We start from the raw sequence: 24,697 nt of genomic DNA, 5'->3' as shown, positions 1-24,697 counted from the left end.
GCCACCCCTCATCGCGGCGGATCATTACGAATGGGATGCTGTTGACGCGTCCGGGATGGAAATATAGCGAACCGAAAGTCTTGCACACTATGGTCTCCAACGTGCCTGGTCTGGGGGATTCCAAAATCGCAGGCCGCTATCGGGTGCTACGGGCGCTCGGTCAGGGTGGCATGGGCACCATCTGGCTGGCTCACGACGAGCTGCTCGACCGCCAGGTCGCCATCAAGGAAGTACTGCTCCCGCAGTCCCTCGCCCCGGCCGAACGGGCGGAGGCGCTTCAGCGGGCCATGCGCGAGGCGATGGCGGCCGCCCAGCTGCGGCATCCGGGCATCATCACCATTCACGACGTACTGTCCGAGGACGGGCGGCCGTGGATCGTCATGGAACTCCTCCGAGGCCGTGACCTCAAGGACGCGGTGGCCGCCGAGGGCCCGTGGTCGCCGGAGCGGACGGCGGCGATCGGGTTACGGGTGCTGGAGGCGCTGTCCGTCGCCCACGCGCACGGCATCCAACATCGCGACGTCAAGCCCGCCAACGTGTACCTGACCGACGACGGCCGGGTGGTGCTGACCGACTTCGGCATCGCCAGGCTGGAGGACCAGGCGACGATCACCGAGTCCGGGCTGCTGATCGGGTCGCCCGGGTTCATCGCCCCCGAGCGACTGCGCGGCGAGCGCGGCGGGCCCGAGTCGGACCTGTGGTCGCTGGCCGCCACGCTGTACGCGGCCGTGGAGGGTCAGGCTCCGTACGTCGGCACCTCCCCTATGTCGGTGCTGCGTGACGCCCTGACCCTGCCGCCCCGGCCGCCCCAGCGCGCCGGGAACCTCGGGCCGGTGCTGATGATGATGCTGGCCCGCGACCCGTACCAGAGACCCGCCCCACAGGCGGCCGAGCAGCTGTTGCGGCGGGTCGCGGAGGGCGGCCCGGCACTGGCGGTCACGCAGCCGATGGCCGGGCGCGCGAGCCGGCTGCCGCTCATCGTCGGCGGCGCGGTGGTCGCGGCGGCGGTGGTGGCGGGTACGGTGGCGTTCGTGGCCCTGCGGCCCGCGGACACCCCCGCGACACCCGTGGCGGAGACCGTGACGCGGCAGCCGCACACCACGTCCCCCACTCCCACCCCCAGCGAGGAACCCGAGCCGGCGAAGACCCCCAAGTTCACCGCAGCCGTGAACCTGTGCACACTGCTCACCCCAGCGCAGGTCGCCAAGCTCGTGCCCGGCGCGGGCAAGGGCAAGCGCGACGGCGACATGTGCGAGTGGACCACCCGCGGCAAGGGACTGTCCGCCGAGGTACTGGCCAACATCGGCGGGCCCGAGAGGTGGAGCACGGTCCCGGAAGACGCCGAGGAGGACTACATCGGCCGGCGCAACGGTGCCTACGAGGGAGCGGAGATCACGTGGACCTGGCCGGAGGTCGGCCTCACCAAGGGGATCAAACAGCAGCGCCGCCACGTCGAGGACATCGACGGCATCGGCGATGAGGCGTACGGCTACGAGCTCGTCAGCCCCAAGGGCAACGCCGAGAACGTCACCGTGGTCTTCCGGCTCAGCAACGTGAACGTCCAGATCGGCTACGTCAACGTCAACAAGATCGGCGACAACGCCGCCCTGCGCAAGGGGGCGCGCGACGCCGCGCGATGGCTGGCCGAGGCATTGAACCGCCAGGAGTGAGGCAATGAACCAACCGCGACTCGTGGGCGGCCGCTACCAGCTGCTCGAACAGCTCGGCCGCGGCGGCATGGGCATCGTCTGGCGCGCGCAGGACACCATGATCGGCCGCGAGGTGGCGGTGAAGCAGGTACTGCTCCCGCTGAACCTCTCCCCCGCCGACCAGGCCGCGCTGCGCCACCGTACGCTGCACGAGGCCCGCGCGGCGGCCGGGATCCGGCACCCCGCCGTGGTCGGCATCCACGACGTGATCGACGACGGCGGCCAGCTGTGGATCATCATGGAGCTGGTCCGCGGGCGCTCGCTCGACCAGGTCGTCAAGGCCGGCGGGCCGATGGGGGCGCCGTGGGCGGCCTCGATCGGGCTGTTCGTGCTCTCGGCGCTGGCCTCGGCGCACACGCGCGGCCTGCTCCACCGCGACGTCAAGCCGGGCAACGTGCTGCTCGCCGACGACGGCCGCATCCTGCTGTCCGACTTCGGCATCGCCGCCCCGACGGGTGCGGCCCAAACGGGTCCCCAGCAGGGCGGCGTGCCGGTGGGGACTGCGGGGTTCACCGCGCCCGAATGCCTCACCGAGAGCGTGGCGCCGGGACCGCCGTCCGACCTGTTCTCGCTCGGCGCGACGATCTACACGGCGGTGGAGGGCGTGCCGCCGTTCCAGCGCAACACCGCGTTGGCCACGCTCGGCGCGGTGATGACCGAGCCGCCCAGACCGGCGCAGCGGGCCGGCGCGCTCACCCCGCTCCTGCTCGGCCTGCTGGCCAAGGACCCCGCCCACCGGCCCGACCTACGCGCGCTGCGGCGGGGACTGGAGCAGGTGGCGGGCCACGCGGTGCCCACCGTCAGGACGCCCGCGCCCGCGTGGGTGGTCTCGCGCACGGCCGCGTACGGCTCGGCGGCGGCCGTGGTCGTGGCGTTCGTCGTCGCGGTCACGCTCATCCTGACCATGGGGTCGTCCGCCGCCCCGCCGCAGGCCACGCCGTCGGCGGCGGCACGGACCACGAAGCCGGCGCCGAGCAAGGCCGCCCCGACGAGCGCGGCGCCCACGGCCTCGGTTTCCGCCAGTCCCTCGCCCGCGGTCACGCTGCCGGCCGGGAAGTTCTCCAAGGTCCCCCGGCCCTGCCAGCTGCTCACCAGGGCGCAGGCCACCCAGCTCGTCGGCGCGTTCATCACCTCCTCGACCGACCCGACGTTCAGATGCGCGTGGTCAACCACGGGCCTCCCCCCGGCGGGCAAGGAGCTGAGCGTCTTCCTGACACTCTGGCTCTACGCGCCGCAGGGCGACGGCTACGAGACCACGCTCGCGCAGGAGCACATCGCCGGGGCGCGGAAGGAAGCCGAGGACAAGGCGGGCAGGGGCGGCTCGGGCGAGAAGCAGGGCGAGGTCTTCGAGATCCCCGGCGCGGGCGAGGAGGCCATCGCGTACGAGATCTCCCGGGTGAAGTTCAACGACAAGGCGGAGGCCGAGGTACACGTACTCTTCCGCACCGGCAACATGGTGGGCGAGTTCCGCTTCGTGCACGACGTGGCCAAGGACGCCACGCTGCGGGACAAGGCCGCGCGGGCGGCTAAGTTCCTGGCCGCGAACCTCGACGCCAAGGCCTCCTGACCATGCGCGTGATCGCCGGACGCTACCAGTTGCTCGCCCCGCTCGGGGCGGGCGGCGCGGGCACGGTGTGGCGGGCGCGTGACGAGCTGCTGCACCGCGAGGTCGCGGTCAAGGAGGTACGGCTGCCGCCCGGCCAGGACCAGCAGCGGGCCCTGATCGACACGCTGCGCGAGGCCAGGGCGGCGGCGGCGCTGAACCACCCGTCGATCATCACCGTGCACGACGTGATCTCCGAGGGCGGCCAGCCCTGGATCATCATGGACCTGCTCGCGGGCACCTCGCTGGGCGATCTGGTCAAGACGCGCGGCCCGCTGCCGCCCGGCCACGTCGCCACGATCGGCCTGCGCGTGCTCGACGCGCTGGAGGCCGCCCACCACCGCGGCATCCTGCACAGGGACGTGAAACCCGGCAACGTGATGATCACCGATGTCGGCGAGGTCGTGCTGACCGACTTCGGCATCGCTGCGCACACGGGCGACGCCCCCGGCGCGGGTACGGCCGCCGCCGCGGCGCACGCCGGTGACGTCGCGGGCTCCCCCGGCTACATCGCGCCCGAGCACCTGCGCGGCGAGCCCGCGGGCCCGATGGCCGACCTGTGGTCGCTCGGCGCCACCCTGTACCTGGCCGCGGAGGGCCGGGCGCCGTTCGAGCGCGACTCGGCGATGGCGATCGTCGCGGCCGTGCTCACGCTGCCACCACCGCCACCCGTCAACTCGGGCCCACTGGCCGGCCTGCTTCTGGCGATGCTCGACCGCAACCCCGCCGCCCGTCCGCACCCCCGGGCCATCAGGGCGCACCTGGAGTCACTGGCGGTCCCGCTGCCCGTCCGGCCGCGCGAGACCGCGCCCGCCACGATCCCGGTCCGCGCTCACCCGCGCCGCCGTACGCCGCTCGTGCTGGGCGGTCTGGCGGCGGGTACGGCCGTAGCGGTCACGGCGGTCGTACTCGTCAACAGCTCCGGAGGCTCTCCCACCGCCACGGCGCCGGCCACCCAGGTCGCCCAGCCCGCCTCGACCACGGCGCCCCCGACCCCGGCGCCCTCTCCCACCACGGCGCCCCCGACCGCACCGGCCAGGGGCGACGGCCAGTTCGGTCAGCCGCCGAAGGCGTGCGCCCTGCTCACCGACGACCAGGCGCGGACCGTCCTGCCCGGCTCCCACTCCAAGCAGCCCGCCCTCTACGACGAGAGCGAATGCTACTGGTCGGTCGGCATGGTCGGGCTCATCGACCGCCCGTCCATCAACCTCAAGGTCAAGTACTCCGGCACGGTCAAGGCCGCCGAACGTGCCTTCACCCAGACCGTACGGTCCCGCGACACCAAGGCGGGCAGCCAGCAGACGGTGACGATCTCGCGCACCAGGACGGTGCGCGCGGGCGACGAGGCGGCCGCCCAGGACAACGAGGCCGGCATCACCCACACCTCGACGACCACCATATGGATGCGGGTCAGCAACGTGATCATCCAGGTTGAGGCCAGCCATCCGAAGCGAACGAAGGTGACCCCCCAACTCCGGGACACCGCTCTCAAGACCGCCCGCGCGGTGGCCGACACCCTCCAGAAGGCACGATGAACCAGCAAAATGACTTCCCGACCGCGGCCGTGCCGCGCACCGCTCCCACCCAGCAGTCCCGCCCCGGGCTGCGGGTGACGCCGGCGATCCTGAGCGGGGCGGCGGCCGTGGTCGTGCTCATGCTGTTCACCGTCCTGTTCCTGCTCACCCGGCAGCCCGACAAGTCGGAGGCCGTGGCCGTACCCGTCAAGACCACGCGGGCGGTCGAGCCCTCAGTCAGCCAGCCTTCGCCCAGCGAGCAGGCCACCACGAGCGAGCCCGCGCCGACCGGGGCCGCCATGTTCACCAAGACCGTCGACCCATGCACGGTCACGGACGAGGACCTGGTCAAGAAGCTGACGTTGTTCCCGGACAAGTCGCAGATCAAGGCCGAGGAGTGCGAGTGGTCGACGCTCGCGCCCGGGTCGGGGATGCCGGGCAACATGCAGTTCCGGCTCCAGGTGTACGTGAAGGTCTTCCCGGGTGACGTGGCAGCGGCGCACGAGCAGTTCGTCGCGCAGCGGCAGGAGGCCGTACTTCTGGCCAAGACCTCCACCCCCGCCGTGCCGCCCGTCGGCGACGCCTCCTGGACCACCCTCTACACGCTGCCCGGCGACACGGGTAAGGGACCGACCACCGCGACCGTCGGCGTCCGGGTCAGCAACGCGGTGATCCAGGTGGCCTACCAGCGGCGCGTCACCGAGGACCCGACGGGCAGGCTCACCAAGGGCGCCCTGGACGTGGCCAGATCGGTCGCCGAGAAGCTCGGCACGTCGAACTGATCGGTTTACAGGTCGCCCAGCCCCAGCTGGCGGGCGATCAGCATGCGCTGGACCTCGCTGGTGCCCTCGCCGATCTCCAGGATCTTGGCGTCGCGGTAGAAGCGGCCCACCGGGAACTCGTTCATGAACCCGTAGCCGCCGAAGACCTGCGTCGCTTCGCGGGAGTTGTCCATGGCGGCGTTGGAGGAGACGAGCTTGGCGATCGCCGCCTCCTTCTTGAACGGCACGCCGGCCAGCATCTTCTCGGCCGCGTGGTAGTAGGCCAGGCGGGCGGTGTGGGTGCGGGCCTCCATGTCGGCGATCTTGAACTGGATGGCCTGGTAGTGGCCGATCGGGTGGCCGAACGCGCGTCTGTCCCTGACGTAGCGCAGGCATTCGTCCACGCAGCCCTGGGCCAGGCCGACGCCGAGGGCGGCGATGGCGATGCGGCCCTCGTCGAGGGTCTGCAGGAACTGGGCGTAGCCGCGGCCGCGCTCGCCGAGCAGGTTCGCGGCGGGGACGCGGCAGTCGGAGAAGGACAGCTCCCTGGTGTCGGAGGCGTTCCAGCCGACCTTGGAGTACTTCTTCGAGACCGTGAAGCCGGGCGTCCCGGACGGCACGAGGATGGTGGAGATCTCCCGCTCGCCGGTCAGCGCGGCGACGCCGACCACGCCGGTGAGGTCGGTGCCCGAGTTGGTGATGAACGCCTTGGTGCCGTTGATCACCCACTCGGCGCCGTCGAGCGTGGCCGTGGTGCGCATGCCGCCGGGCACGTCGGAGCCGCCGCCGGGCTCCGTCAGGCCGAACGCGCCGAGGGTCTCGCCCGCCGCCATCTCCGGCAGCCAGGTCGCCCGCTGCTCGGGCGTACCGAATCGGTAGATCGGCATGGCGCCCAGCGACACCGCGGCCTCCAGCGTGATCGCCACGCTGGAGTCGGCGCGTGCCAGCTCCTCCAGGGCCAGGCAGAGCGCGAAGTAGTCGCCGCCCATGCCGCCGTACTCCTCGGGGAAGGGCAGGCCGAACAGGCCCATCGCGCCCATCCGGCGGACGATGTCGTACGGGAACTCCTCCCGCTCGTAGTAGTCGCCGATCACCGGCGCCACCACGTCGCGGGCGAACGCCTCGACGGTCTTGCGCAGCTCTTCGTACTCGTCGGTCAGCATGGTGGGTCAGCCTTTCGCGAGGGCCTGGACGACGCGGGACGGGCTGGGGCGGCCGAGCCGCTCGGCCAGCCAGGTGCTCGTGGACACGAGCTTGTCGAGATCGAGACCGGTGTCGATGCCGAGTCCGTGCAGCATCCACACGAGGTCCTCGGTGGCGAGGTTGCCGGTGGCCGACTCGGCGTAGGGGCAGCCGCCGATGCCGCCGGTCGAGGCGTCGACGACGGTCACGCCCGACCGGAGCGCGGCCAGCGTGTTGGCCAGGGCCTGGCCGTAGGTGTCGTGGAAGTGCACGGCCAGCCGGTCGGGATCGCGGAACGACTCGATCAGCGCGGTCACGTGGCCCGGGGTGCCGACGCCGATCGTGTCGCCGAGCGACAGTTCGTGGCAGCCCAGGCCGAGCAGCCGCTCGCCGACCGCGACGACCTGGGCGATCGGTGTCGGGCCCTCCCACGGGTCGCCGAAGCACATCGAGACGTACGCGCGGACCTTGACGCCGTTGTCGATCGCCCTGGCCACGACCGGCTCGAACATGTCGAACTGGCTCTCCAGGCTCCGGTTCAGGTTCTTGGCGGCGAAGGTCTCGGTGGCGCTGGCGAAGACGGCGATCTCCTCGACGTCGTGGGCCAGCGCCCGGTCCAGGCCGCGCGCGTTCGGGACGAGCACCGGGTAGCGGACGCCCGGCCGCCGGTCGAGCCTGGTGAGCAGCTCTTCCGCGTCGGCCAGCTGGGGCACCCAGGTCGGGTGGACGAAGCTGGTGGCCTCGATCACCCGGTGGCCCGCGTCGGCGAGCCGGTCGATGAACTCGGCCTTCACCTCGACCGGGACGATCGCGGACTCGTTCTGCAGGCCGTCGCGCGGCCCCACCTCGTAGACGGTGACCTGGTGCGGAAGGCCCTCCATCGGGTACGGCCTGCGCATCAGGACTCCCCGGCGGTGACCACGGCCAGGACGGCGTCCATGTCGACCGGCTGGCCCGCCTGTACGGGCAGTTCGGTGACCCGTCCATCGCAAGGGGCGGTGACGGTGTGTTCCATCTTCATGGCCTCCACGATGAGGAGTGGCTGGCCCGCGCTCACCTGGTCGCCCGGCTGGGCCTTGACGACCAGGACGGTGCCGGGCATGGGGCTTCTGACCACGCCGTCGCCCGCGTGCGCGGTGCCGGGGCGGTCGCCGGGGTCACCGATGCGGTGGCGGGTCAGGGCCCAGGACTGTCCGTCCCTGCCCAGCCAGAGGGTGTCGTCGTGGCGGGCGTGGGTGTAGTGCTGGGTACGGCCGGCCAGGGTGACGGTCAGCTTGGCGCTATCGATCAGGAGCCTGGCCTGAACGGCCTCCCCGGTCTCCTGGCGTGCGCACCCGATGCGGATTTCTGATGATTTTTCGGGCAGGCCGCGTACCTGGATCGTGTGGACGCCGTCCCGTGACTCCAGCCGCCAGGTCGTCCACGCGCGCTCGCCGACCCGCCAGCCGTCCGCGACCTCCCACGGATCCGAGCCCTGAGGCACGGTGTGGAAGACCAGCGCGGCGGCGGCCAGCACCTCGTCCGGCGGTCCGGCGGCCGGGACCAGCGCGGGCAGGACCCGCTCGACCAGCCCGGTGTCGAGCTCGCCCGCCCGCACCTCCGGGTGCGCCGCGAGCGCCCGCAGGAACGGCACGTTCGTGATCACGCCCAGCACGACCGTCTCGGCGAGCGCCTGGTCGAGCCGCCGGAAGGCCGCCTCCCGCGTGGGCGCCCACGCGATGACCTTGGCCAGCATCGGGTCGAACTCGCTGCCCACGACACCGCCCTCGACGAGCCCCGAGTCGACCCGGATGCCACCCTCGACCAGTCCCGAGCCGATCCGGACGCCGCTGTCTCCCAGTCCCGAGCCGCCCCGCACGCCGCCGGGCTCCGCAAGGCGCAGCACCCGGCCGCCCGTGGGCAAGAAGCCGCGCGACGGGTCCTCGGCGTAGACGCGGGCCTCGACGGCGTGGCCGCGAAGCCGTACCTCGTCCTGGGTGAAGGGCAGCGGCTCGCCCGCCGCGACCCGGAGCTGGAGCTCCACCAGGTCGAGGTCCGTGACCAGCTCGGTGACCGGGTGCTCCACCTGGAGGCGGGTGTTCATCTCCATGAAGTGGTACTCGCCGGTCGTGCCGTCGACGATGAACTCGACCGTGCCCGCGCTCACATAGCCCACCGCGCGGGCGGCCTCCACCGCCGCGGCGCCCATCCGCTCGCGCATCGCGGCGTCGACGAAGGGGGACGGCGCCTCCTCGATGATCTTCTGGTGGCGGCGTTGCAGGCTGCACTCGCGTTCGCCCAGGTGGACGACGTTGCCGTGGGTGTCGGCCAGCACCTGGATCTCGATGTGGCGGGGGTTCTCGACGTAGCGCTCGATCAGCAGGGTCGCGTCGCCGAACGCCGAGCGGGCCGTACGGCGGGCCGACTCCAGCGCGTCGGGCAGCTCGGCCGCCGAACGGACCAGCACCATGCCCTTGCCGCCCCCGCCCGCCGACGGCTTGATCAGCGCGGGGAAGTCCGTCCAGGACAGCAGCGAGTCGCCGGGCTCGGCGCCGCCCGGCACCACGGGGACCCCGGCGGCCGAGACGGTGGCCTTGGCGCGGATCTTGTCCCCCATGGCGTCGATGGCCGCGGGCGGCGGGCCGACGAAGACCAGCCCCGCCTCGGCGCACCGGCGGGCGAACTCGGCGTTCTCCGCGAGGAACCCGTATCCAGGATGTACGGCCTGCGCCCCGGACGCCTCGGCCGCCGCCACCATCGCCCCCATGTCCAGATATTTCGGGATCTGGAGGGCGGTGTCGGCCTCGCGGACGTGGCGGGCGTCCGCGTCCGAGGCCGTGTGGACGGCCACCGACGTGATGCCGAGCGCGCGCAGCGTGCGGATGACCCGGACGGCGATCTCGCCCCGGTTGGCGACGAGAACACGGGTGAACATGGGCAGCGTGGTCAACGTGGTCACATCCGGAAGACGCCGTAGCCGACGGGGTCGAGCGGGGCGTTGGCCGCCGCGGAGAGTGCCAGGCCGAGGACCGTACGGGTGTCGAGCGGGTCGATCACGCCGTCGTCCCACAGCCGGGCCGTGGAGTAGTAGGGATTGCCCTGGTGCTCGTACTGCGCCCTGATGGCCTCCGGGTCGGCGTTACCGACGGTGGTGAGCACGTTCGCGGCCTGCTCGCCGCCCATGACCGAGATGCGGGCGTTCGGCCACATCCACAGGAACCTGGGAGAGTACGCCCGCCCGGCCATCGCGTAGTTGCCCGCGCCGAACGACCCGCCGATCACCACGGTGAACTTCGGCACCCTGGCGCAGGAGACCGCGGTGACCATCTTGGCGCCGTGCTTGGCGATGCCGCCCGCCTCGTACGCCTTGCCGACCATGAACCCGCTGATGTTCTGCAGGAACACCAGCGGGATGCGCCTGCGGTCGCACAACTCGATGAAGTGCGCCCCCTTCAGCGCGGACTCGCTGAACAGGATGCCGTTGTTGGCGATGATCCCGACCGGGTGCCCGTGCAGGTGGGCGAAGCCGGTGACCAGCGTCGCGCCGTACTCGGCCTTGAACTCCAGGAACCGCGAGCCGTCGACGAGCCGCGCGATGATCTCCCGCACCTCGTACGGCCGGCGGGTGTCGGCGGGCACGATGCCGTAGAGGTCGCGCGGGTCGTGGCGGGGCTCCTCGGGCTCGACCCGGTCCCAGGGCCGCTCGGCTCTCGGGGCCAGCGTGGAGACGATGTCGCGGACGATGGCCAGCGCGTGCGCGTCGTCGTCGGCCAGGTGGTCGGTGACGCCGCTGACGCGGGCGTGCAGGTCGCCGCCGCCCAGCTCCTCGGCCGTGACCTCCTCGCCGGTGGCGGCCTTCACCAGCGGCGGGCCGCCGAGGAAGATCGTGCCCTGGTCGCGGACGATGACGGCCTCGTCGCTCATGGCCGGGACGTACGCGCCGCCCGCCGTACACGATCCCAGCACGGCGGCGATCTGCGGGATGCCGCGCGCGGACATCGTGGCCTGGTTGTAGAAGATGCGACCGAAGTGCTCCCGGTCGGGAAAGACCTCGTCCTGCTTGGGGAGGAAGGCGCCGCCCGAGTCGACCAGGTACACGCACGGCAGGTGGTTGTGCAGCGCCACCTCCTGCGCGCGCAGGTGCTTCTTGACGGTGATCGGGTAGTACGTGCCGCCTTTCACGGTGGCGTCGTTGGCCACGACCACGCACTCGCGCCCGGTGATCCGGCCGACACCGGTGATGATCCCGGCGGCCGGCGCCTGGTCGTCGTAGAGGCCGTTGGCGGCCAGCGGCGACAGCTCCAGGAAGCGGGAACCGGGGTCGAGCAGGCCGTCGACGCGGTCGCGCGGCAGCAGCTTGCCACGTTCGACGTGGCGCTGCCGCGACCGCTCGGGACCGCCCGCGGCGGCTGCGGCGAGGCGCTCCAGCAGGTCGGCGGCGAGCCGCTCGTTGAGCTCGGCGTTGTGCTTGTACGCCTCGCTGCCGGGGTCCGCGGCCGAGTTCAGCACCGGCCAGTCGCTCATGTATCCCCCTCCGTTATGAGGCCGATGTTAGTCATCATTAACGTAACCGTCTACCATGTGAGACGTGACGACGACGCGGAGCCGGGGCAGCCGGCGCCTGGAGATCCTCGGCGCGGCCGCGAACCTGTTCGCCGCGCGCGGCTTCCACGGCGTCTCGATCGAGGACATCGGCGGCGCCGTCGGCGTCTCGGGCCCGGCGCTCTATCGCCACTTCAGCGGCAAGGAGGCGCTGCTCGCCGAGATGCTGCTGGGCATCAGCTCGCGGCTGCGCGAGTCGGCCGCCGCGGCGGTCACCTCGCCCGGCGGGCCCGAGGAGACGCTCGACGCGCTCCTGAACGTGCAGATCACCTTCGCGCTCGAACAGCCCGCGCTGATCACCGTGCACGACCGGGAGCTGGGCAACGTGCCCGAGCCGGAGCGGCGGCAGATCAGGCGGCTGCAGCGGCTGTACGTCGAGGAATGGGTCACCGTGCTGGCCGAACTGCACCCGTCGTGCCCGCCCCCGCGCCTGCGGGCCGCCACACACGCCGTCTTCGGGCTGCTCAACTCCACGCCGCACAGCGCGGGCGAGCTGCCCGCGCGCGCCATGCGCCTCCTCCTGCACGCGATGGCGCGGGCTGCCATCGCGGCCTCGGTTAACGCTCACTAACACGGCGCCACAACACCCAAAAATGGGGCTATTCATGCCAACTATCTAGATATATCGTCACGCTATCTCGATAGTTGGAGGCGTGATGCGTGATCCACACATGTGGGAAGGGCCGCCCGGCGCCCCACCGCCACCGCACCCCGCGCACCCCCCGCTCCCCCCGGGCCCGCCTGGTCCTCCGGTCTTTTCGGGCGGCGGGCCGGGAATGGGAGGTGCGCCGGGGATGGGCGGCATGCCCGATGTGCCGCCGATGGGCTGGGAGGGCGGCGCTCCGCGGGTACGGCGGGGAGACGTCAGGGCCGCGCTGCTGAGCCTGCTCGCCGAAGGGCCGAAGAACGGCTACCAGATGATCCAGGACATAGAGGAGCGCAGCCGCGGAGTGTGGCGGCCCAGTCCCGGCTCGGTCTATCCGGCACTCCAGCAGCTGGAGGACGAGGGCCTGGTCACCGGCGACGACACCGGCGGCTCCCGGCTCTACAGCCTGACCGAGCAGGGCCGTGAGCGGGCCGTACGCCACCTCGACGGCGAGCCGCCCTGGGACGAGGTGGCGCGCTCCGTGCCCGAGGACCGGCACGAGCTGCGGCTGCTGTGGGCGCAGCTCAACGAGGCGTTCAGCCACCTGGCTCGGACGGCCAACGACCAGCAGGTCGCGCGGGCCAAGAAGTTGCTCAGGCAGACGCGCAAGTCCGTTTTCCAGATCCTCGCGGAGGACTGAGCGATGACAGACGCGGCGGTGGCCGTACACGGTTTAAGGAAGGACTACGGGAAGATCGAGGCCGTCAAAGGCGTCGACTTCGACGTGGCCCCCGGCGAGGTCTTCGGCTTCCTCGGCCCGAACGGCGCCGGGAAGACCACCACGATCAGCATGCTCTGCACACTCGTCAACCCGACCGGCGGCAGCGCGACGGTCGCCGGGTACGACGTGGTGCGCCAGCGCGACGAGGTACGCCGGAACATCGGCCTGGTCTTCCAGGACCCGACGCTCGACGGCTACCTGAGCGCCGAGCAGAACCTGCGCTTCCACGCCGAGCTGTACGGCGTGCCGAAGAGCGTCGTCGGCGACCGGATCCGGCAGGTCATGGAGATGGTCGCGCTCTGGGACCGCAAGGACGCCAAGGTCATGACGTTCTCCGGCGGCATGAAGCGGCGGCTGGAGATCGCCCGCGGGCTCCTGCACTCACCGCGGGTGCTGTTCCTGGACGAGCCCACGGTCGGCCTCGACCCGCAGACCCGCTCGGCCATCTGGGGCTACATCAACCAGCTCCGGCGCCTGGAGGACATCACCATCTTCATGACCACCCACTACATGGACGAGGCCGAGTACTGCGACCGGATCGCGATCATCGACCACGGCGAGGTCGTCGTCATCGACTCGCCGGAGGCGCTGAAGGCCAGCGTCGGCAAGGACCGGGTACAGATCCAGACCGGCGACGACGACGCCGCGATCCGGGCGCTGCGCGAGGAGTTCGGCCTGGAGGCGGCCGTGCACGAGGGCGCGGTGACGTTCGCCGTGGCGTCGGGCGAGGAGTTCGTGCCCCGGCTGTTCGCCGAACTGGGCATGCCGATCAGGTCGGTGAGCGTCTCACGGCCCTCACTCGACGACGTGTTCATGAACTACACGGGTTCCACGATCCGCGACGCCGAGGAAGGCGCCGAGTCGGGCGGCCGGACGTGGATGAGAGCGATGGCGAGGCGGTAGTCATGGCCTGGATCAACGCGATGGCGCGGATGAACGCGAGGGCGGGGCGGTAGACATGGCGACAGAGGCGATCGCCGTCCGGGTGCCGGTGCGCGGCACCGGGCACGACCTCCGGGCGGTCAAGGTAGTCCTGCATCGGGAGCTGCTGCGGTTCGTCAACGACCGCACCCGCATGCTGTCGATGCTGCTGCAGCCGGTGCTGTGGTTGTTCGTGATGGGCACCGGGCTCGGCTCACTGGTGCGCGGCGCCATCCCGGGCATCGACTACCGCACCTTCATGTATCCCGGCATGATCTCGATGACCGTGATCATGACCGGCATGTTCTCGGCCGGGTCCATCGTGTGGGACCGCGAGTTCGGCTTCCTGCGCGAGATGCTCGTCGCGCCGGTCTCACGCGGGGCGATCGTGGTCGGCAAGTGCCTGGGAGGGGCGGTGGTGGCCACCGGGCAGGGCGTCATCATCCTGGCGATGGCCGGGCTGGTCGGCGTACCGTACTCGCCGGGCCTGATCATGACGATGCTGGCGGAGATGTTCCTCGCGGCGTTCACGATCACGGCGTTCGGGGTGATGCTGGCCGCCCGGATGCGGAACATGCAGACCTTCTTCGGGCTCATGCAGATGGCGATCATGCCGATGCTGTTCCTTTCGGGGGCCATGTTCCCGCTGGCCAACCTGCCGTCGTGGCTGCACCTGCTGACGGTGATCAACCCGATGACGTACGCGGTGGACCCGATGCGGCACGCGGTGTTCTCCCACCTCGACGTGCCCGCGCAGGTGAACGCGGTGCTCAATCCCGGGGTCCGGTGGTTCGACTTCCAGGTGCCGGTGGGGGTGGAGCTCGGGGTTGTGGCCTTGCTGGGGGCCGTTCTGCTTGGGGTTGGGATCGCGCAGTTCAGGCGGGCGGAGTAGGTCGCACTGGTTTTCGCATCTGCCTGCGACGCTCTGGTCACGGAGGGTAACTTCTCCGATGCAAGCGCGATCCCCCCTTCAAAGGAGCGCCAGAGTTGGACTTGCACGCGGCAGTGATTGAGCTCGAGGGCCGGGTCTCCGTACTCGAGAGACGTACAGTTAGCGGTGTGCCTGACATGACGGTCGCCGAACGGTTCAACACCCACCATGAGCGCGCAGACGCCATGGGCAAGAACATCCTCGACAAGATCGACAAGCGGACCAAAGAGCTCAACCAGAAGATCGACAGCCGGGCGAACCAGCTCGACGAGAAGATCTACACGCTCAATAGCGACACATTGGATGGCTTCGACCGGGTCAACCAAGACATCGCAAAGGTCAATCATCGCCTCGATCAGCAGAACACCAGGCTCGACAACCTCGAGTTGTCCATGGCCCGTCGGTTCGAGGCCGTTGACAAGGACATAGCCGAACTCAAGACCGATGTCGGTGAGCTCAAGACCGATGTCGGTGAGCTCAAGACGGGAGTCGGTGAGCTCAAGACCGATGTCGGTGAGCTCAAGACCGATGTCAGGGAGCTCAAGACCGGGTTCGGTGAGCTCAAGTCGATGCTCATCAGCCTCGGCGCGAAGGCCCCCGAGTCGTAGCACCCGACAATTGAGGCCCGGGGCAACCGCGCCCCCGGGCCTCAACCCTGCCGTTCCGAACCGGCTACCGCTTCACGCGGACATAGTCACTACGGCTGCCGTCTCCGTAGAAATCGTCGTCCCCGCCGAACACGAACTTCCACGAGCCCGACTTCCACGCCTTGACCCTGACGTACAGCTTGCCGCTGTCACCGGACCGCGTGGTCTTCACGTACTGCCACTTGTGCGAGCCGACCGGCTTGAAGTACAGCGCGACCTTGCCCGCGTACCCCTCCCAGGATCCGCTGTCGTCGATCTGCAGCACGCCCCTGGCCTTCAGGTACCTGCCGCGCTTGACCGGCTCCGGGTAGGCGTTGAACTTGATCACCCGGCTGGCCGACTTGTCCGCCGTCGGCGGCGGGGTGGGCTCGACGACCTTGACCCAGGCGGCGTCGGAGACCGAGCCCTTGACGCCTCTGGTCCCCTCGAACGCGGCCCGCCACCAGCCCGAGGACTGCGCGGTCGCGGTGGCCCAGAAGCGGCCGTCACGGTTGGTCACGTCGCTGGTGACGTACTCCCAGCGGCGCGAGCCGTCCTGCCTGAAATAGATCGAGACCCGCTGGCCGGGCAGGGCCTGCCAGCGCTCGACCTGCAGGGAGCCGGTGAAGTTCAGCCGGGCGCCCTTGTCGGCGGGCGCGGGGGTGGCGTCGAAGCCGACGATCCTGCTGTCGGAATTGTGCCTGATCCGGACGTCGACCCGGTCGCTGTCGCTGACCGATGCCCTGGCTTCCTTGTTCCCGCCGAACTCGGCCCGCCACCAGCCGGTGGCATCGGCGCGCACCCTGGTGCTGAACCAGCCGTCGCGGCCGCTCGTGACCGTGGCGACCCGGCGGTAGGCGTCGGCGCTCCGCTCACGGAAAGTAATCGCCACGACCCCGGCGTATCCCTTGCCGTCGGCCAGGAGCCGGCCGGAGACCTTGATCATGTCACCGCGGTGCACCTGGCCGGGGCTGGCGCCGAAGTCCACGATCTTGGTGACGAGGGCCTTCTGGACGTCGAAGGTGCCGCTGGCCGACTTGTCGCCGTCACCGTGGGCGATGGCGAGGAAGCTCCACTTGCCGGCGTCCTTCGCCTCGAAGCTCTTCGTACCGGTCCACTTCGTCCACACGCCGAACGGCGCCGACTTGAGGTCGATGGGCGTGCCGACGCTCAGGCCGGGCGGCTTGAGCTGGAGTTCGGCCTTTCCGGCGTCTTTGGTGGTGAACGTGAACGTCACCGTGACCGGCTTGTCGAAGACCACGGCCGGAGAGCCCGGACTGAGGTCCACGTCGGAGATGGCGGGGGCCTTGGCCGCGGCCGACGCCGATGGTGCCAGGGCGAGAAGCCCGGCGGCCGTCGCGAGCGCGACGGCGGCGACACGGATGCGTTGTAACATACGGGTTCCTTTCTGGATCCCCTGGTGCTCAACGCGGCATTGAGGGTGCCACGCTTATCTTTCCCAGTAGACATTCAGGTTGGCCAGAAAGTTGCGGGATCTGACAACTTGTTATAGATCAGGGTCAATCGGACCGGTCCACAACATGTCACTCCCGACGGGCAGACGAACCCGGGATCGGGGCGACATAATCGCCTTGTGGCGCGCGACACTGTTGAGACTCATTTCACCCAAGCCATTGCGACGCTGAAGGGGGGCGCGGCCCGTGATCCCGGGCGGCCCGTCCGCGAGGGCGCGTCGCTGACCGGTGAGCAGTGCCGCACCCTCTTCCAGCGCCAGCTCGACAGCCGCCTGCTCGACATCGCGGCCCGCTGGCTGCGCGCGCAGGAGCAGTCCTTCTACACGATCGGCTCGGCCGGGCACGAGGGCAACGCGGCGGTCGCCGCCGCGCTGCGGCCCGGCGACCCCGCGCTGCTGCACTACCGCTCCGGCGCCTTCTACCTGACCAGGTCCGAGCAGGCCGGACGGCTGCCCGAGCAGGGCATCCGCGACGTGCTCATGGGGCTGGCCGCCGCGGCCGACGAGCCGATCGCGGGCGGCCGGCACAAGGTGTTCGGCCATCCCGACCTGGCGATCATCCCGCAGACCTCGACGATCGCCAGCCACCTGCCGCGCGCGGTGGGCGTCGCCTTCGCCATCGAGCGGGGCCGCGCGCTGGGCGTTCCCACGCCGTGGGCGGACGACGCGATCACCGTGTGCAGCTTCGGCGACGCCTCGGTCAACCACGCCACGGCGCTGACCGGGTTCAACACCGCCGCCTACGCCACGCACCAGGGGCAGGCGCTGCCGATCCTGTTCGTGTGCGAGGACAACGGCATCGGCATCAGCGTCCGCACGCCCAAGGGCTGGGTGGCGGCGAGCGCGCGGCGTCCGGGCATCGAATACTTCGCCGCCGACGGCTGTGACCTGGCCGACGCCTACGACACGGCCGTCCGGGCGGTCCAGCACGTACGCGCCAACCGCTCCCCCGCGTTCCTGCACCTGAGCACGGTCCGGCTCATGGGCCACGCCGGGTCCGACGTCGAATCCGCCTACCGCACCCAGCGGGAGATCCGCGCCGACATGGAGCGCGACCCGCTCCTGGTCACCGCCCGGCTGCTGGTCGAGGCGGGGCTGGTCACGCCCGACGAGCTGCTCATGCAGTACGAGTCGTCACGCGAGCACATACTGCGGATCGCTCTGGAGACCACCCGCAGCCCGCGCCTCGGCTCGGCCAAGGAGATCATGGAGCCGCTCGCGCCGCGCCGGCCCGAGATGATCGCCAGGATCAGCCCGGTGGCGGCCGAGGCATCGGTCAGAGAACGCGCCTTCGCCGGCTCCCTGCCCGAGGCCGAGAAGCCGCTGACGCTCTCCCAGGCCATCAACCGCACGCTGACCGACGCGCTCGCCGTCTACCCGGAGATGATGGTCTTCGGTGAGGACGTCGCCAAGAAGGGCGGCGTCTATGGCGTCACCCGGGGGCTGCAGAAGCGGTTCGGCGGCGGGCGGGTGTTCGACACGCACCTCGACGAGCAGTCCATCCTGGGGCTCGCGCTCGGGTCGGGGGTGTCGAAGCTGCTGCCGGTGCCGGAGATCCAGTATCTGGCGTACCTGCACAACGCGCTCGACCAGCTCAGGGGCGAGGCGTCGACGCTGTCGTTCTTCTCGCAGGGCGCCTATCTCAATCCGCTGGTGGTGCGGGTGGCCAGCTACGCCTACCAGAAGGGGTTCGGCGGCCACTTCCACAACGACAACGCGGTCGGGGCCCTGCGCGACATCCCCGGCCTGGTCATCGCCTCGCCGTCACGGCCCGACGACGCGGCGGCCATGCTGCGTACCTGCCTGGCGGCGGCCCGCACGGAGGGTTCCGTGTGCGTGTTCCTGGAGCCGATCGCGCTCTATCACACAAAGGACCTGTTCGAGGAGGGCGACGCGGGCTGGCTGGCGCCCTACGCGCCGCCCTCGCGCTGGCCGGAGACCCACGTCCCGATCGGGCGGGCGCGGTCCTATGGAGACGGGCGCGACCTCACGATCGTCACCTTCGGCAACGGGCTGCGGATGAGCCTGCGTGCCGCCGTACGCCTCACGCAGGAGGGCTACGGCTGCCGGGTGCTGGACCTGCGCTGGCTGGCGCCGCTGCCGGTGGAGGACCTGGTGCGGGCGGCGGAGCTGACGGGCAAGGTGCTGATCGCCGACGAGACCCGCCACACGGGCGGGGTGTCGGAGGGGATCGTGGCCGAGCTGATGGACGCGGGGTTCTCCGGGCAGGTGGGGCGGGTGACGTCGGCGGACAGCTTCATCCCGCTGGGCGAGGCGGCCGCTCACGTGCTGATGTCCGAGGAGGAGATCGAGCAGGCGGCGCGGAAGCTGCTGGGCTGAGGTCTCCTTTCAGTACGGCTTACTACGGCTTTCAGGACGACTCAGTACGGCGAAGCGCCGCCGAACATCTCTCCCACCCGGGAGGCCAGCGTCACGTCGCCCGTTATCTGGAGGCGGCCCGACATCAGCAGGGCGGCCGGGTTCGCCGTGCCCGCGACGATGCGGAGCAGGTCGGCGGCCGGGAGGGTGAGCGTTATGGACGGGGCGCGAGCCGGGCCAGGGAAGGCGCGGGCCCGGGGGCCTCGGACGACGATGGTCCAGGTGGCACGGGGTTGGAGACGGAATTCGAGGGCGCCCTGGAAGCCGAAGGCCTTGTCCGGTTTGAAGGAGCGGGCCATGAGGGCGAACAGGAGCCGCTGACGGCCGGGACTCAGCCAGCGGGCCAGGTCCTCGTCGGACCGGCCCGCGACGAAGCGGGACAGAAGGGTGCTGGCCCGTGAGGCGAGCTCGCTTGCGGGCCGCGGCGAGGACGTCCGCCGGGGTGGGCGGCGGCCGGTGGGTGACGCGGGACAGCTCCGCGTCCTCGTCGATCGCGTACGGCTGGGAGAGCGTCCTGGCCGGAGAACGCCTGGACAGGGCGGCTTCGATGGCCGGGGCCAGCCGGGCGGACTTGGCGCGCTCGCGCTCGTCGCGCCCTTCGGTGAATGCGGGCAGAACCTTTTTCCCGAACAATTCAAGGCTTTCGCAAATGTGCTCATGGCGATTCGGCCCGGCCTGGAGTACGAAGATCATTTGGTCCACGCCCGCCTCCTCGTACCGGCTGATGAGGTCGATGAGTTGCTGCGGACTCCCCAATGCGCCCGCGAGGGGATCCCTCCCCTGCGCCCCCACCTTTGGCTGCTCTTTCGTGAAATTTCCCCAAATGCTGCTGTGGCCGGGAGTGTGTTTCGACGGCCCGTAATAATGCGCCAGCGCATAGGCGAAGAACGCCGCCCCCTGAGCGCCCCGGTGCCGAGCCTCGGCGGAATCCTCGTGGCACATCATCAGCAGCACGACCGCCAGGTTGGCGTTGACCGCGAACCCGGCGGGCACGCACTCCGCCGACTCCAGCAGCCGGTAGTAGTCCCGCGACCACTTCCCCGCTTCCTCCGGATGCACGAACGCGAACGACAGCGCCCCGATCCCGTTCCGCGCCGCCAGATGGATCGTCTCCCGCCGCGAGCAGGCCACCCACAGGGGCGGGTGCGGCTTCTGCACGGTCTTCGGGATCACGTTGCGCGGCGGCATCCGCAGGTAGGGCGAATGCCACCCACACGTAGTCGAACCCGACCCGGTCGGCGATCTCGACCTGCTCCAGCGCGTCGACGTACAGGCGCTGCTCACTGTCCGGTCTTCCAGGGGCGGGGCAGCTGATGCTCGTAGAAGATTCCGAACCGCACCTCAAGCGTCTTCGGTTCCCTGTGTTTACCTAGGTAAAGCGGACATCGGCGTAGTCTCGTCGCACCCAACCGGGGCCGGGAAGCGATCCGGTGGAAGCCGAAGCCGCGTCCGTCCGGCAAGCCGGGCGGACCGTGGTTGAGAACCGCGCTGTCGGGGCCTGACTGCGCACCCCTGGAGGAAGTGCGCCTCTTGGGCCACCGCCCCGCCGGACGCTGTCCCGTTGATGCGGACACCCACAGGGGCGGGGACCGAGCGCCAGTCAGGCACCCGGCTGTGACAGAAAATTACCGCACGATTACCATCCGTCGCACCCGATCACGTCAGAGAAATCCAACAACAGTTCTAACGGTAACCACCGACTCGCATAGCGAACGCCAGCAACAGTTCGTCCCCTCCGGTCTCAGAGACGCTGGTTCCCACCATACGGCGGCGACATCGCCGAGTCCCGGGTCAGATCTCGCGGCGCAGTGGGCTGAGCCAGATCGGTATCCAGCTGCCCGCCATGATCGACGCGCCTGCCCACATCGCCGCCCCCGTACCCCAGACCTCGCCGAGGAGACCCGCCAGCAGGCCGCCGACACCGACCGCGCCCATCAGGATCAGGCGCATGGTGGCGTTCATCCGGCCGAGCATCGAGTCGGGCGTGACCTGCTGCCGGAAGCTGACGAGCAGCACGTTGTTCAACCCCGTCCGGAAGCACAGGACGCTCCACGCGGCCGCCGAGGCCCAGACACTCCAACCGACGAACGGCACCAGGAACGCAAGCGGCGCGGTGACCACACCGACGACCCACACGGCACGCCCGCGACCAAACCGACGGCCGATCAGGTGGGCCGTGGCCGAACCGGCCAGTGCGCCGAGCCCGCCGACGGCGAGGTAGACCCCGAGCTCCCAAGCGGGCCGTCCGAGCTCGTCGACGAGGAGCACGGGCAGCAGCGTCGAGCAGAGCGGGAAGGCGAGGTTCGACATGCCGCCCTGTACCGCGATGGCGACGAGGACCCGGTTGCCGAACAGGTACCGCACCCCCTCGCCGATCCGCCGCCCGAGCCGCTCCTCGGGGACGGGGGCCGGTGGGGGCTCACTTTTGCTGATCCGGCGCAGCCACACGGCCGACCACACGTAGGTGAGCGCGTCGAGCAGGATCGCCGCCGGCGCGCCCGCGAGGGTCACCAGCACCCCGGCGGTGCTCCTGCCACCCACGTCCATCGCCGCGTTCGTGCCCACGAGCACCGAGTTGGCGGCGGTGAGCCGGTCGCGGCCCACCAGGTGCGGCACCGTGCTCTGGGCGGCCACGTCGAAGAAGAGCGTGCCGACTCCCGTCGCGATGGCGACGCCGTACAACTGAGTCATCGTGAGCGCGCCCAGCCACCACGCGACCGGCACCGACATCAGGAGCGCACCCCGAACGAGGTCCGTCGCGATCATCACCGGGCGGCACCTGACCCGGTCCACCCATGCCCCGGCGGGCAGGCCCAGCACGAGCACGGTGATCGTGGTGAGGGCGCTGAGCAGTCCCACTTCGCCAGGCCCCGCGCCGAGAGCGGTCACCGCGAGCAGCGGCATCGCCACATAGCCGACCTGGGTGCCGAACTGGCTGACCGCCGACGCCACGAAGAGGTTTCTGAAGGAGGAATCACGCAGGAGCGGTGTCTCGGCAACAGCTGTCATGCCCCCTAGATGATGGGATAGGGGATCTGACCGCTATTGATTAAGCAGAGGCTGAATCGAATGGGGCTTGAACTGACATTCACCGCGCAGGATGCGGCCCATGTCCGTTTCGCCGTTTCTCCTCTGTGGGAGGTCGTCGCCAGCGTCCGGGTGGTGAAGAACCCGGCCGCGCACGCCGTACTCAAGCCCTGGGCCGAGCGGGTACGCCGGCGGCTGGCCGATGTCGACTGGCGGTTGCTGTCCGACCTGGTGCCGGTGCCCACGACCTCGATCGTCGGCTTCGTCAGCCCGCCACCCTCAACCTCCGTGCCCGACCTGGAGGTGGAGCTGGCCACGATGGTGGCGATGGCGCCCCTGGTCCGGGAGGGTCTCGACATCTGGGACGGTCCACCCACCAGAGCACTTCAGACGCTCCATGCCGACCCCGCGGGCGGTCTCGAGCGGCTGGCCGAGGAGATCCGCGGCTACTGGGACGCGGCCATCGCGCCTTACTGGCCCCGGATCAGCACTCTGCTCGACGGCGACGTGCTCTATCGCGCCAGGTCACTGGCCGAGGGTGGGCTGCGGCACATGCTCAGCGACCTCGACACGGCCGTGACGTGGGAGGGAGAGACCCTGCGCCTGCCGAAGACGGTCTGCGAAGGAGTGCGTCCGCTGGGCGGGCTGGGGCTGTTGCTCGTGCCGTCGCTGTTCACCTGGCCGCGGGTCTTCTCCATCACGGCCCCGCCCTGGCAGCCCACGATCCGCTACCCGCCGCGGGGCGTCGCGACGCTCTGGGAGCACCGCGAGAGCGACCCGCCACAAGCGCTGGCCGCCGTGCTCGGCCGGACCCGCGCCCGGCTGTTGGCCGAACTCGACCAGCCCGCCTCGACCAGGGACCTGGCCACCCGCCTCGACCTGTCAGAACCGGGCGCGAACCAGCATCTCACCGCGCTCCGCAAGGCCGGACTGGCCAGTGCGCACCGGACGGGGAGATACGTGCTCTATGCCCGTACGGCTGTCGCCGAGGCACTCCTCGCCGGAGACGCAAGGCCCGCCGACAGCGTGCGTGAAAGCGATCGGGCGGATCGGGGGATAAGAGATATCCGCTGATCGTTCGAAGGGTGGCACATGACGGGGCAAGCATCGTGAAGGGGCAGCCGTGGTGACGGCACTGTCCTGGATCTCCGGCCACTCCGCCGACGCCGTGCCGGGTCCGGTCGATGACGCGGGGGCGGTCGACGGGGCCAAGGGCGTGCCCGGGTCGCTCGTGGACGCCGAGGTGTTCGGGGCGGTGTTCGACGCCTGTTTCGGCGAGATCCACGGCTATGTCGCCCAGCGCCTCGGGGCCGACCATGCCGAGGACGTCGTCTCCGACACCTTCCTCATCGCCTTCAGGAAGCGCGCACAATACGACCCGGCGCGCGCGACCGTGCGGGCCTGGCTGTTCGGCATCGCCACGAAGCTCATCGGCAAGCACCGCCGCCTGGAGGCGCGGACGCTGCGCGCGCTGGGACGGTACGGCCCCGACCGCGACGCGCCGGGACACGAGGACCGGGTGACCGCGCGGGTCAGTGCCCAGAGCCTGCAGCCGAACCTGGCCTCCGCCCTGGCGGCGCTGGATCAGCGCGATCGCGACGTCATCCTGCTCGTCGCGCTGGCCGGGCTGAGCCATGAGGAGATCGCCACGGCGCTCGGCATCCCGTACGGCACGGTCGGCTCCCGGCTGAGCCGGGCCAGGAAGAAGCTGCGCGGCTCCCTGGGCGACACCAATCCGCTGCTCGCCCCCGAGGAGGCCGACCATGGATGAGCTGTCGTCGATCCGCGAGCTGTACGGCCAGCCGCCGGCCGACCCGGCGCTCAAGGCCAGGGTCCGCGAGCGACTGGACGCCGAGCGCTCCTCGCGTACGTCATGGCTCTCCTGGAGAGGGGTCGTGGGCAGCCTCGCCACGGCGGCGGTCGCCGTGACGGCCGTGGTGGCGCTCACTTCGCCCCGTACGCCCGACTCGGTGGTCTCCGGGCGGTCGATCCTGCTGGCCGCGGCGACCACGGCGGCGTCGGGTCCCGCCGACAAGGGGACGTACTGGCACATCGAGAAGCTCCACAACGGCACGAAGGTCACCGACCTCTGGGCGACCTCCGACGGGAAGGCGTGGAGGGGCGAGCGGGTGACGGGCCGGCCCGCGAAGGTCGTCGCGGTCTCGGGACGAGCGCCGTTCAGCATGGCGGGGAAGGATCTGACGGTCGAACAGATCCAGCGGCTGCCGTCCGACCCGACCGCGCTGAAGGAGTGGGTGATCGGGATGCTGCCCGCCGGGTCCGGCGACGATGTCCTGGCGGACGCGCTCAGCGGGCTGCTGTGGAGCAAGCCGTCGCCACCTGCCGTCCGGGCGGCGGCCTATCGGCTGCTCGGTGACCTGCCGAACGTCCATTACCTGGGCAGGAAGACGGATCAGCGGGGGCGCACCGGTGACGCGTTCACCTTCAGCCTGGCCGGTGATCCGCCGGTTCAGCGGACGCTGATCATCGATGTGACCAGTTCGCAGGTGCTGGCCAGCTCCAACACCTCGGGGACGGGCAGCTCGCAGACGTCCGAGGTGGTCCTGGGTGCCGGTTGGACCGACAAGGGTCCGGGGGAATCCGCAAGCACCCGTCCATAAC

Annotated in this window: 20 protein-coding genes and 1 pseudogene; 13 read left to right on the top strand and 8 right to left on the bottom strand. The window is 70.5% G+C overall.

The features are described from left to right. Window positions 1–35: 35 nt before the first annotated feature. From AB0J16_RS43960 to AB0J16_RS43945, 4 genes are read left to right on the top strand one after another with little or no spacing between them, the layout of a single operon-like run. Window positions 36–1,670: a serine/threonine-protein kinase gene (locus AB0J16_RS43960; protein ID WP_358551294.1), complete on the top strand. Its 1,635-nt coding sequence runs from the start codon at window positions 36–38 to the stop codon at window positions 1,668–1,670. A 4-nt stretch (window positions 1,671–1,674) separates the two neighbouring features. Then, the gene (locus tag AB0J16_RS43955; protein WP_358551292.1) at window positions 1,675–3,276 is read left to right on the top strand and encodes a serine/threonine-protein kinase; all 1,602 of its coding nucleotides are present in this window, start codon (window positions 1,675–1,677) and stop codon (window positions 3,274–3,276) included. 2 nt (window positions 3,277–3,278) lie between these two features. Continuing rightward, entirely contained in the window at window positions 3,279–4,847 is a 1,569-nt protein-coding gene (locus AB0J16_RS43950) for a serine/threonine-protein kinase (protein ID WP_358551290.1), read from the top strand. Further along, the gene (locus tag AB0J16_RS43945; RefSeq protein ID WP_358551288.1) at window positions 4,844–5,608 is read left to right on the top strand and encodes a hypothetical protein; all 765 of its coding nucleotides are present in this window, start codon (window positions 4,844–4,846) and stop codon (window positions 5,606–5,608) included. Before AB0J16_RS43950 ends, AB0J16_RS43945 begins: the two co-directional genes overlap by 4 nt. Before the next feature lie 5 nt (window positions 5,609–5,613). Here the strand turns inward: AB0J16_RS43945 and AB0J16_RS43940 are convergent, their stop codons facing one another. From AB0J16_RS43940 to AB0J16_RS43925, 4 genes are read right to left on the bottom strand one after another with little or no spacing between them, the layout of a single operon-like run. After that, complete coding sequence (locus AB0J16_RS43940; protein ID WP_358551286.1) at window positions 5,614–6,750, bottom strand: acyl-CoA dehydrogenase family protein; 1,137 nt, start codon at window positions 6,748–6,750, stop codon at window positions 5,614–5,616. A 6-nt stretch (window positions 6,751–6,756) separates the two neighbouring features. Next, a complete protein-coding gene (locus tag AB0J16_RS43935; RefSeq protein ID WP_357642855.1) occupies window positions 6,757–7,668 on the bottom strand; it encodes a hydroxymethylglutaryl-CoA lyase in 912 nt (303 codons plus the stop codon). Beyond that, a complete protein-coding gene (locus tag AB0J16_RS43930) occupies window positions 7,668–9,683 on the bottom strand; it encodes a biotin carboxylase N-terminal domain-containing protein (protein ID WP_358551464.1) in 2,016 nt (671 codons plus the stop codon). The genes AB0J16_RS43935 and AB0J16_RS43930 overlap by 1 nt, the downstream gene beginning before the upstream one ends. Window positions 9,684–9,703: 20 nt before the next feature. After that, entirely contained in the window at window positions 9,704–11,272 is a 1,569-nt protein-coding gene (locus AB0J16_RS43925) for a carboxyl transferase domain-containing protein (protein ID WP_358551284.1), read from the bottom strand. 64 nt (window positions 11,273–11,336) lie between these two features. On the opposite strand from AB0J16_RS43925, the gene AB0J16_RS43920 reads away from it, so the two are divergent. The 5 genes from AB0J16_RS43920 (at window position 11,337) to AB0J16_RS43900 (ending at window position 15,177) form a co-directional block, all read left to right on the top strand. Then, window positions 11,337–11,921: a TetR/AcrR family transcriptional regulator gene (locus tag AB0J16_RS43920; RefSeq protein WP_225289634.1), complete on the top strand. Its 585-nt coding sequence runs from the start codon at window positions 11,337–11,339 to the stop codon at window positions 11,919–11,921. A 232-nt stretch (window positions 11,922–12,153) separates the two neighbouring features. After that, on the top strand, window positions 12,154–12,636 hold the full coding sequence (locus AB0J16_RS43915) for a PadR family transcriptional regulator (RefSeq protein ID WP_358551282.1): 483 nt from the start codon (window positions 12,154–12,156) through the stop codon (window positions 12,634–12,636). Between the two features lie 3 nt (window positions 12,637–12,639). Further along, a complete protein-coding gene (locus AB0J16_RS43910; RefSeq protein WP_358551280.1) occupies window positions 12,640–13,620 on the top strand; it encodes an ATP-binding cassette domain-containing protein in 981 nt (326 codons plus the stop codon). A gap of 55 nt (window positions 13,621–13,675) precedes the next feature. Beyond that, window positions 13,676–14,530, top strand: a complete 855-nt coding sequence (locus tag AB0J16_RS43905; RefSeq protein WP_358551278.1) for an ABC transporter permease — start codon at window positions 13,676–13,678, stop codon at window positions 14,528–14,530. A gap of 95 nt (window positions 14,531–14,625) precedes the next feature. Next, window positions 14,626–15,177, top strand: coding sequence for a hypothetical protein (locus AB0J16_RS43900; RefSeq protein WP_358551276.1), 552 nt, complete (start codon window positions 14,626–14,628; stop codon window positions 15,175–15,177). Between the two features lie 64 nt (window positions 15,178–15,241). On the opposite strand, the gene AB0J16_RS43895 is transcribed toward AB0J16_RS43900, so the two are convergent. Continuing rightward, window positions 15,242–16,591 carry a hypothetical protein gene (locus AB0J16_RS43895; protein WP_358551274.1) on the bottom strand — a complete coding sequence of 450 codons (1,350 nt, stop codon included), beginning with the start codon at window positions 16,589–16,591 and terminating at the stop codon, window positions 15,242–15,244. A gap of 198 nt (window positions 16,592–16,789) precedes the next feature. On the opposite strand from AB0J16_RS43895, the gene AB0J16_RS43890 reads away from it, so the two are divergent. Further along, window positions 16,790–19,009: a thiamine pyrophosphate-dependent enzyme gene (locus tag AB0J16_RS43890; protein WP_358551272.1), complete on the top strand. Its 2,220-nt coding sequence runs from the start codon at window positions 16,790–16,792 to the stop codon at window positions 19,007–19,009. Window positions 19,010–19,050: 41 nt separating this feature from the next. Here the strand turns inward: AB0J16_RS43890 and AB0J16_RS43885 are convergent, their stop codons facing one another. From AB0J16_RS43885 to AB0J16_RS43875, 3 genes and pseudogenes are all read right to left on the bottom strand, one after another. After that, window positions 19,051–19,347: an SCP2 sterol-binding domain-containing protein gene (locus AB0J16_RS43885; RefSeq protein ID WP_358551270.1), complete on the bottom strand. Its 297-nt coding sequence runs from the start codon at window positions 19,345–19,347 to the stop codon at window positions 19,051–19,053. 406 nt (window positions 19,348–19,753) lie between these two features. Next, window positions 19,754–20,332 (bottom strand): annotated as a pseudogene (locus AB0J16_RS43880) (LLM class flavin-dependent oxidoreductase); the annotation flags it as partial. A 507-nt stretch (window positions 20,333–20,839) separates the two neighbouring features. Continuing rightward, entirely contained in the window at window positions 20,840–22,057 is a 1,218-nt protein-coding gene (locus tag AB0J16_RS43875) for an MFS transporter (RefSeq protein ID WP_358551268.1), read from the bottom strand. Window positions 22,058–22,117: 60 nt separating this feature from the next. Here AB0J16_RS43875 and AB0J16_RS43870 point away from each other — a divergent pair, with 60 nt between their 5' ends. From AB0J16_RS43870 to AB0J16_RS43860, 3 genes are read left to right on the top strand one after another with little or no spacing between them, the layout of a single operon-like run. Beyond that, window positions 22,118–23,149: a DUF5937 family protein gene (locus AB0J16_RS43870; RefSeq protein ID WP_358551266.1), complete on the top strand. Its 1,032-nt coding sequence runs from the start codon at window positions 22,118–22,120 to the stop codon at window positions 23,147–23,149. Between the two features lie 49 nt (window positions 23,150–23,198). Further along, window positions 23,199–23,846: an RNA polymerase sigma factor gene (locus AB0J16_RS43865; protein ID WP_358551264.1), complete on the top strand. Its 648-nt coding sequence runs from the start codon at window positions 23,199–23,201 to the stop codon at window positions 23,844–23,846. After that, a complete protein-coding gene (locus tag AB0J16_RS43860) occupies window positions 23,839–24,696 on the top strand; it encodes a hypothetical protein (protein ID WP_358551262.1) in 858 nt (285 codons plus the stop codon). Before AB0J16_RS43865 ends, AB0J16_RS43860 begins: the two co-directional genes overlap by 8 nt. Window position 24,697 lies beyond the last annotated feature (1 nt).

Origin of the sequence: Nonomuraea sp. NPDC049750 (assembly GCF_040659625.1) — a bacterium.
Taxonomy (GTDB): domain Bacteria; phylum Actinomycetota; class Actinomycetes; order Streptosporangiales; family Streptosporangiaceae; genus Nonomuraea.
Note: the sequence above shows the minus strand (reverse complement) of the source record. Positions and strands in the feature narration are given on the sequence as shown.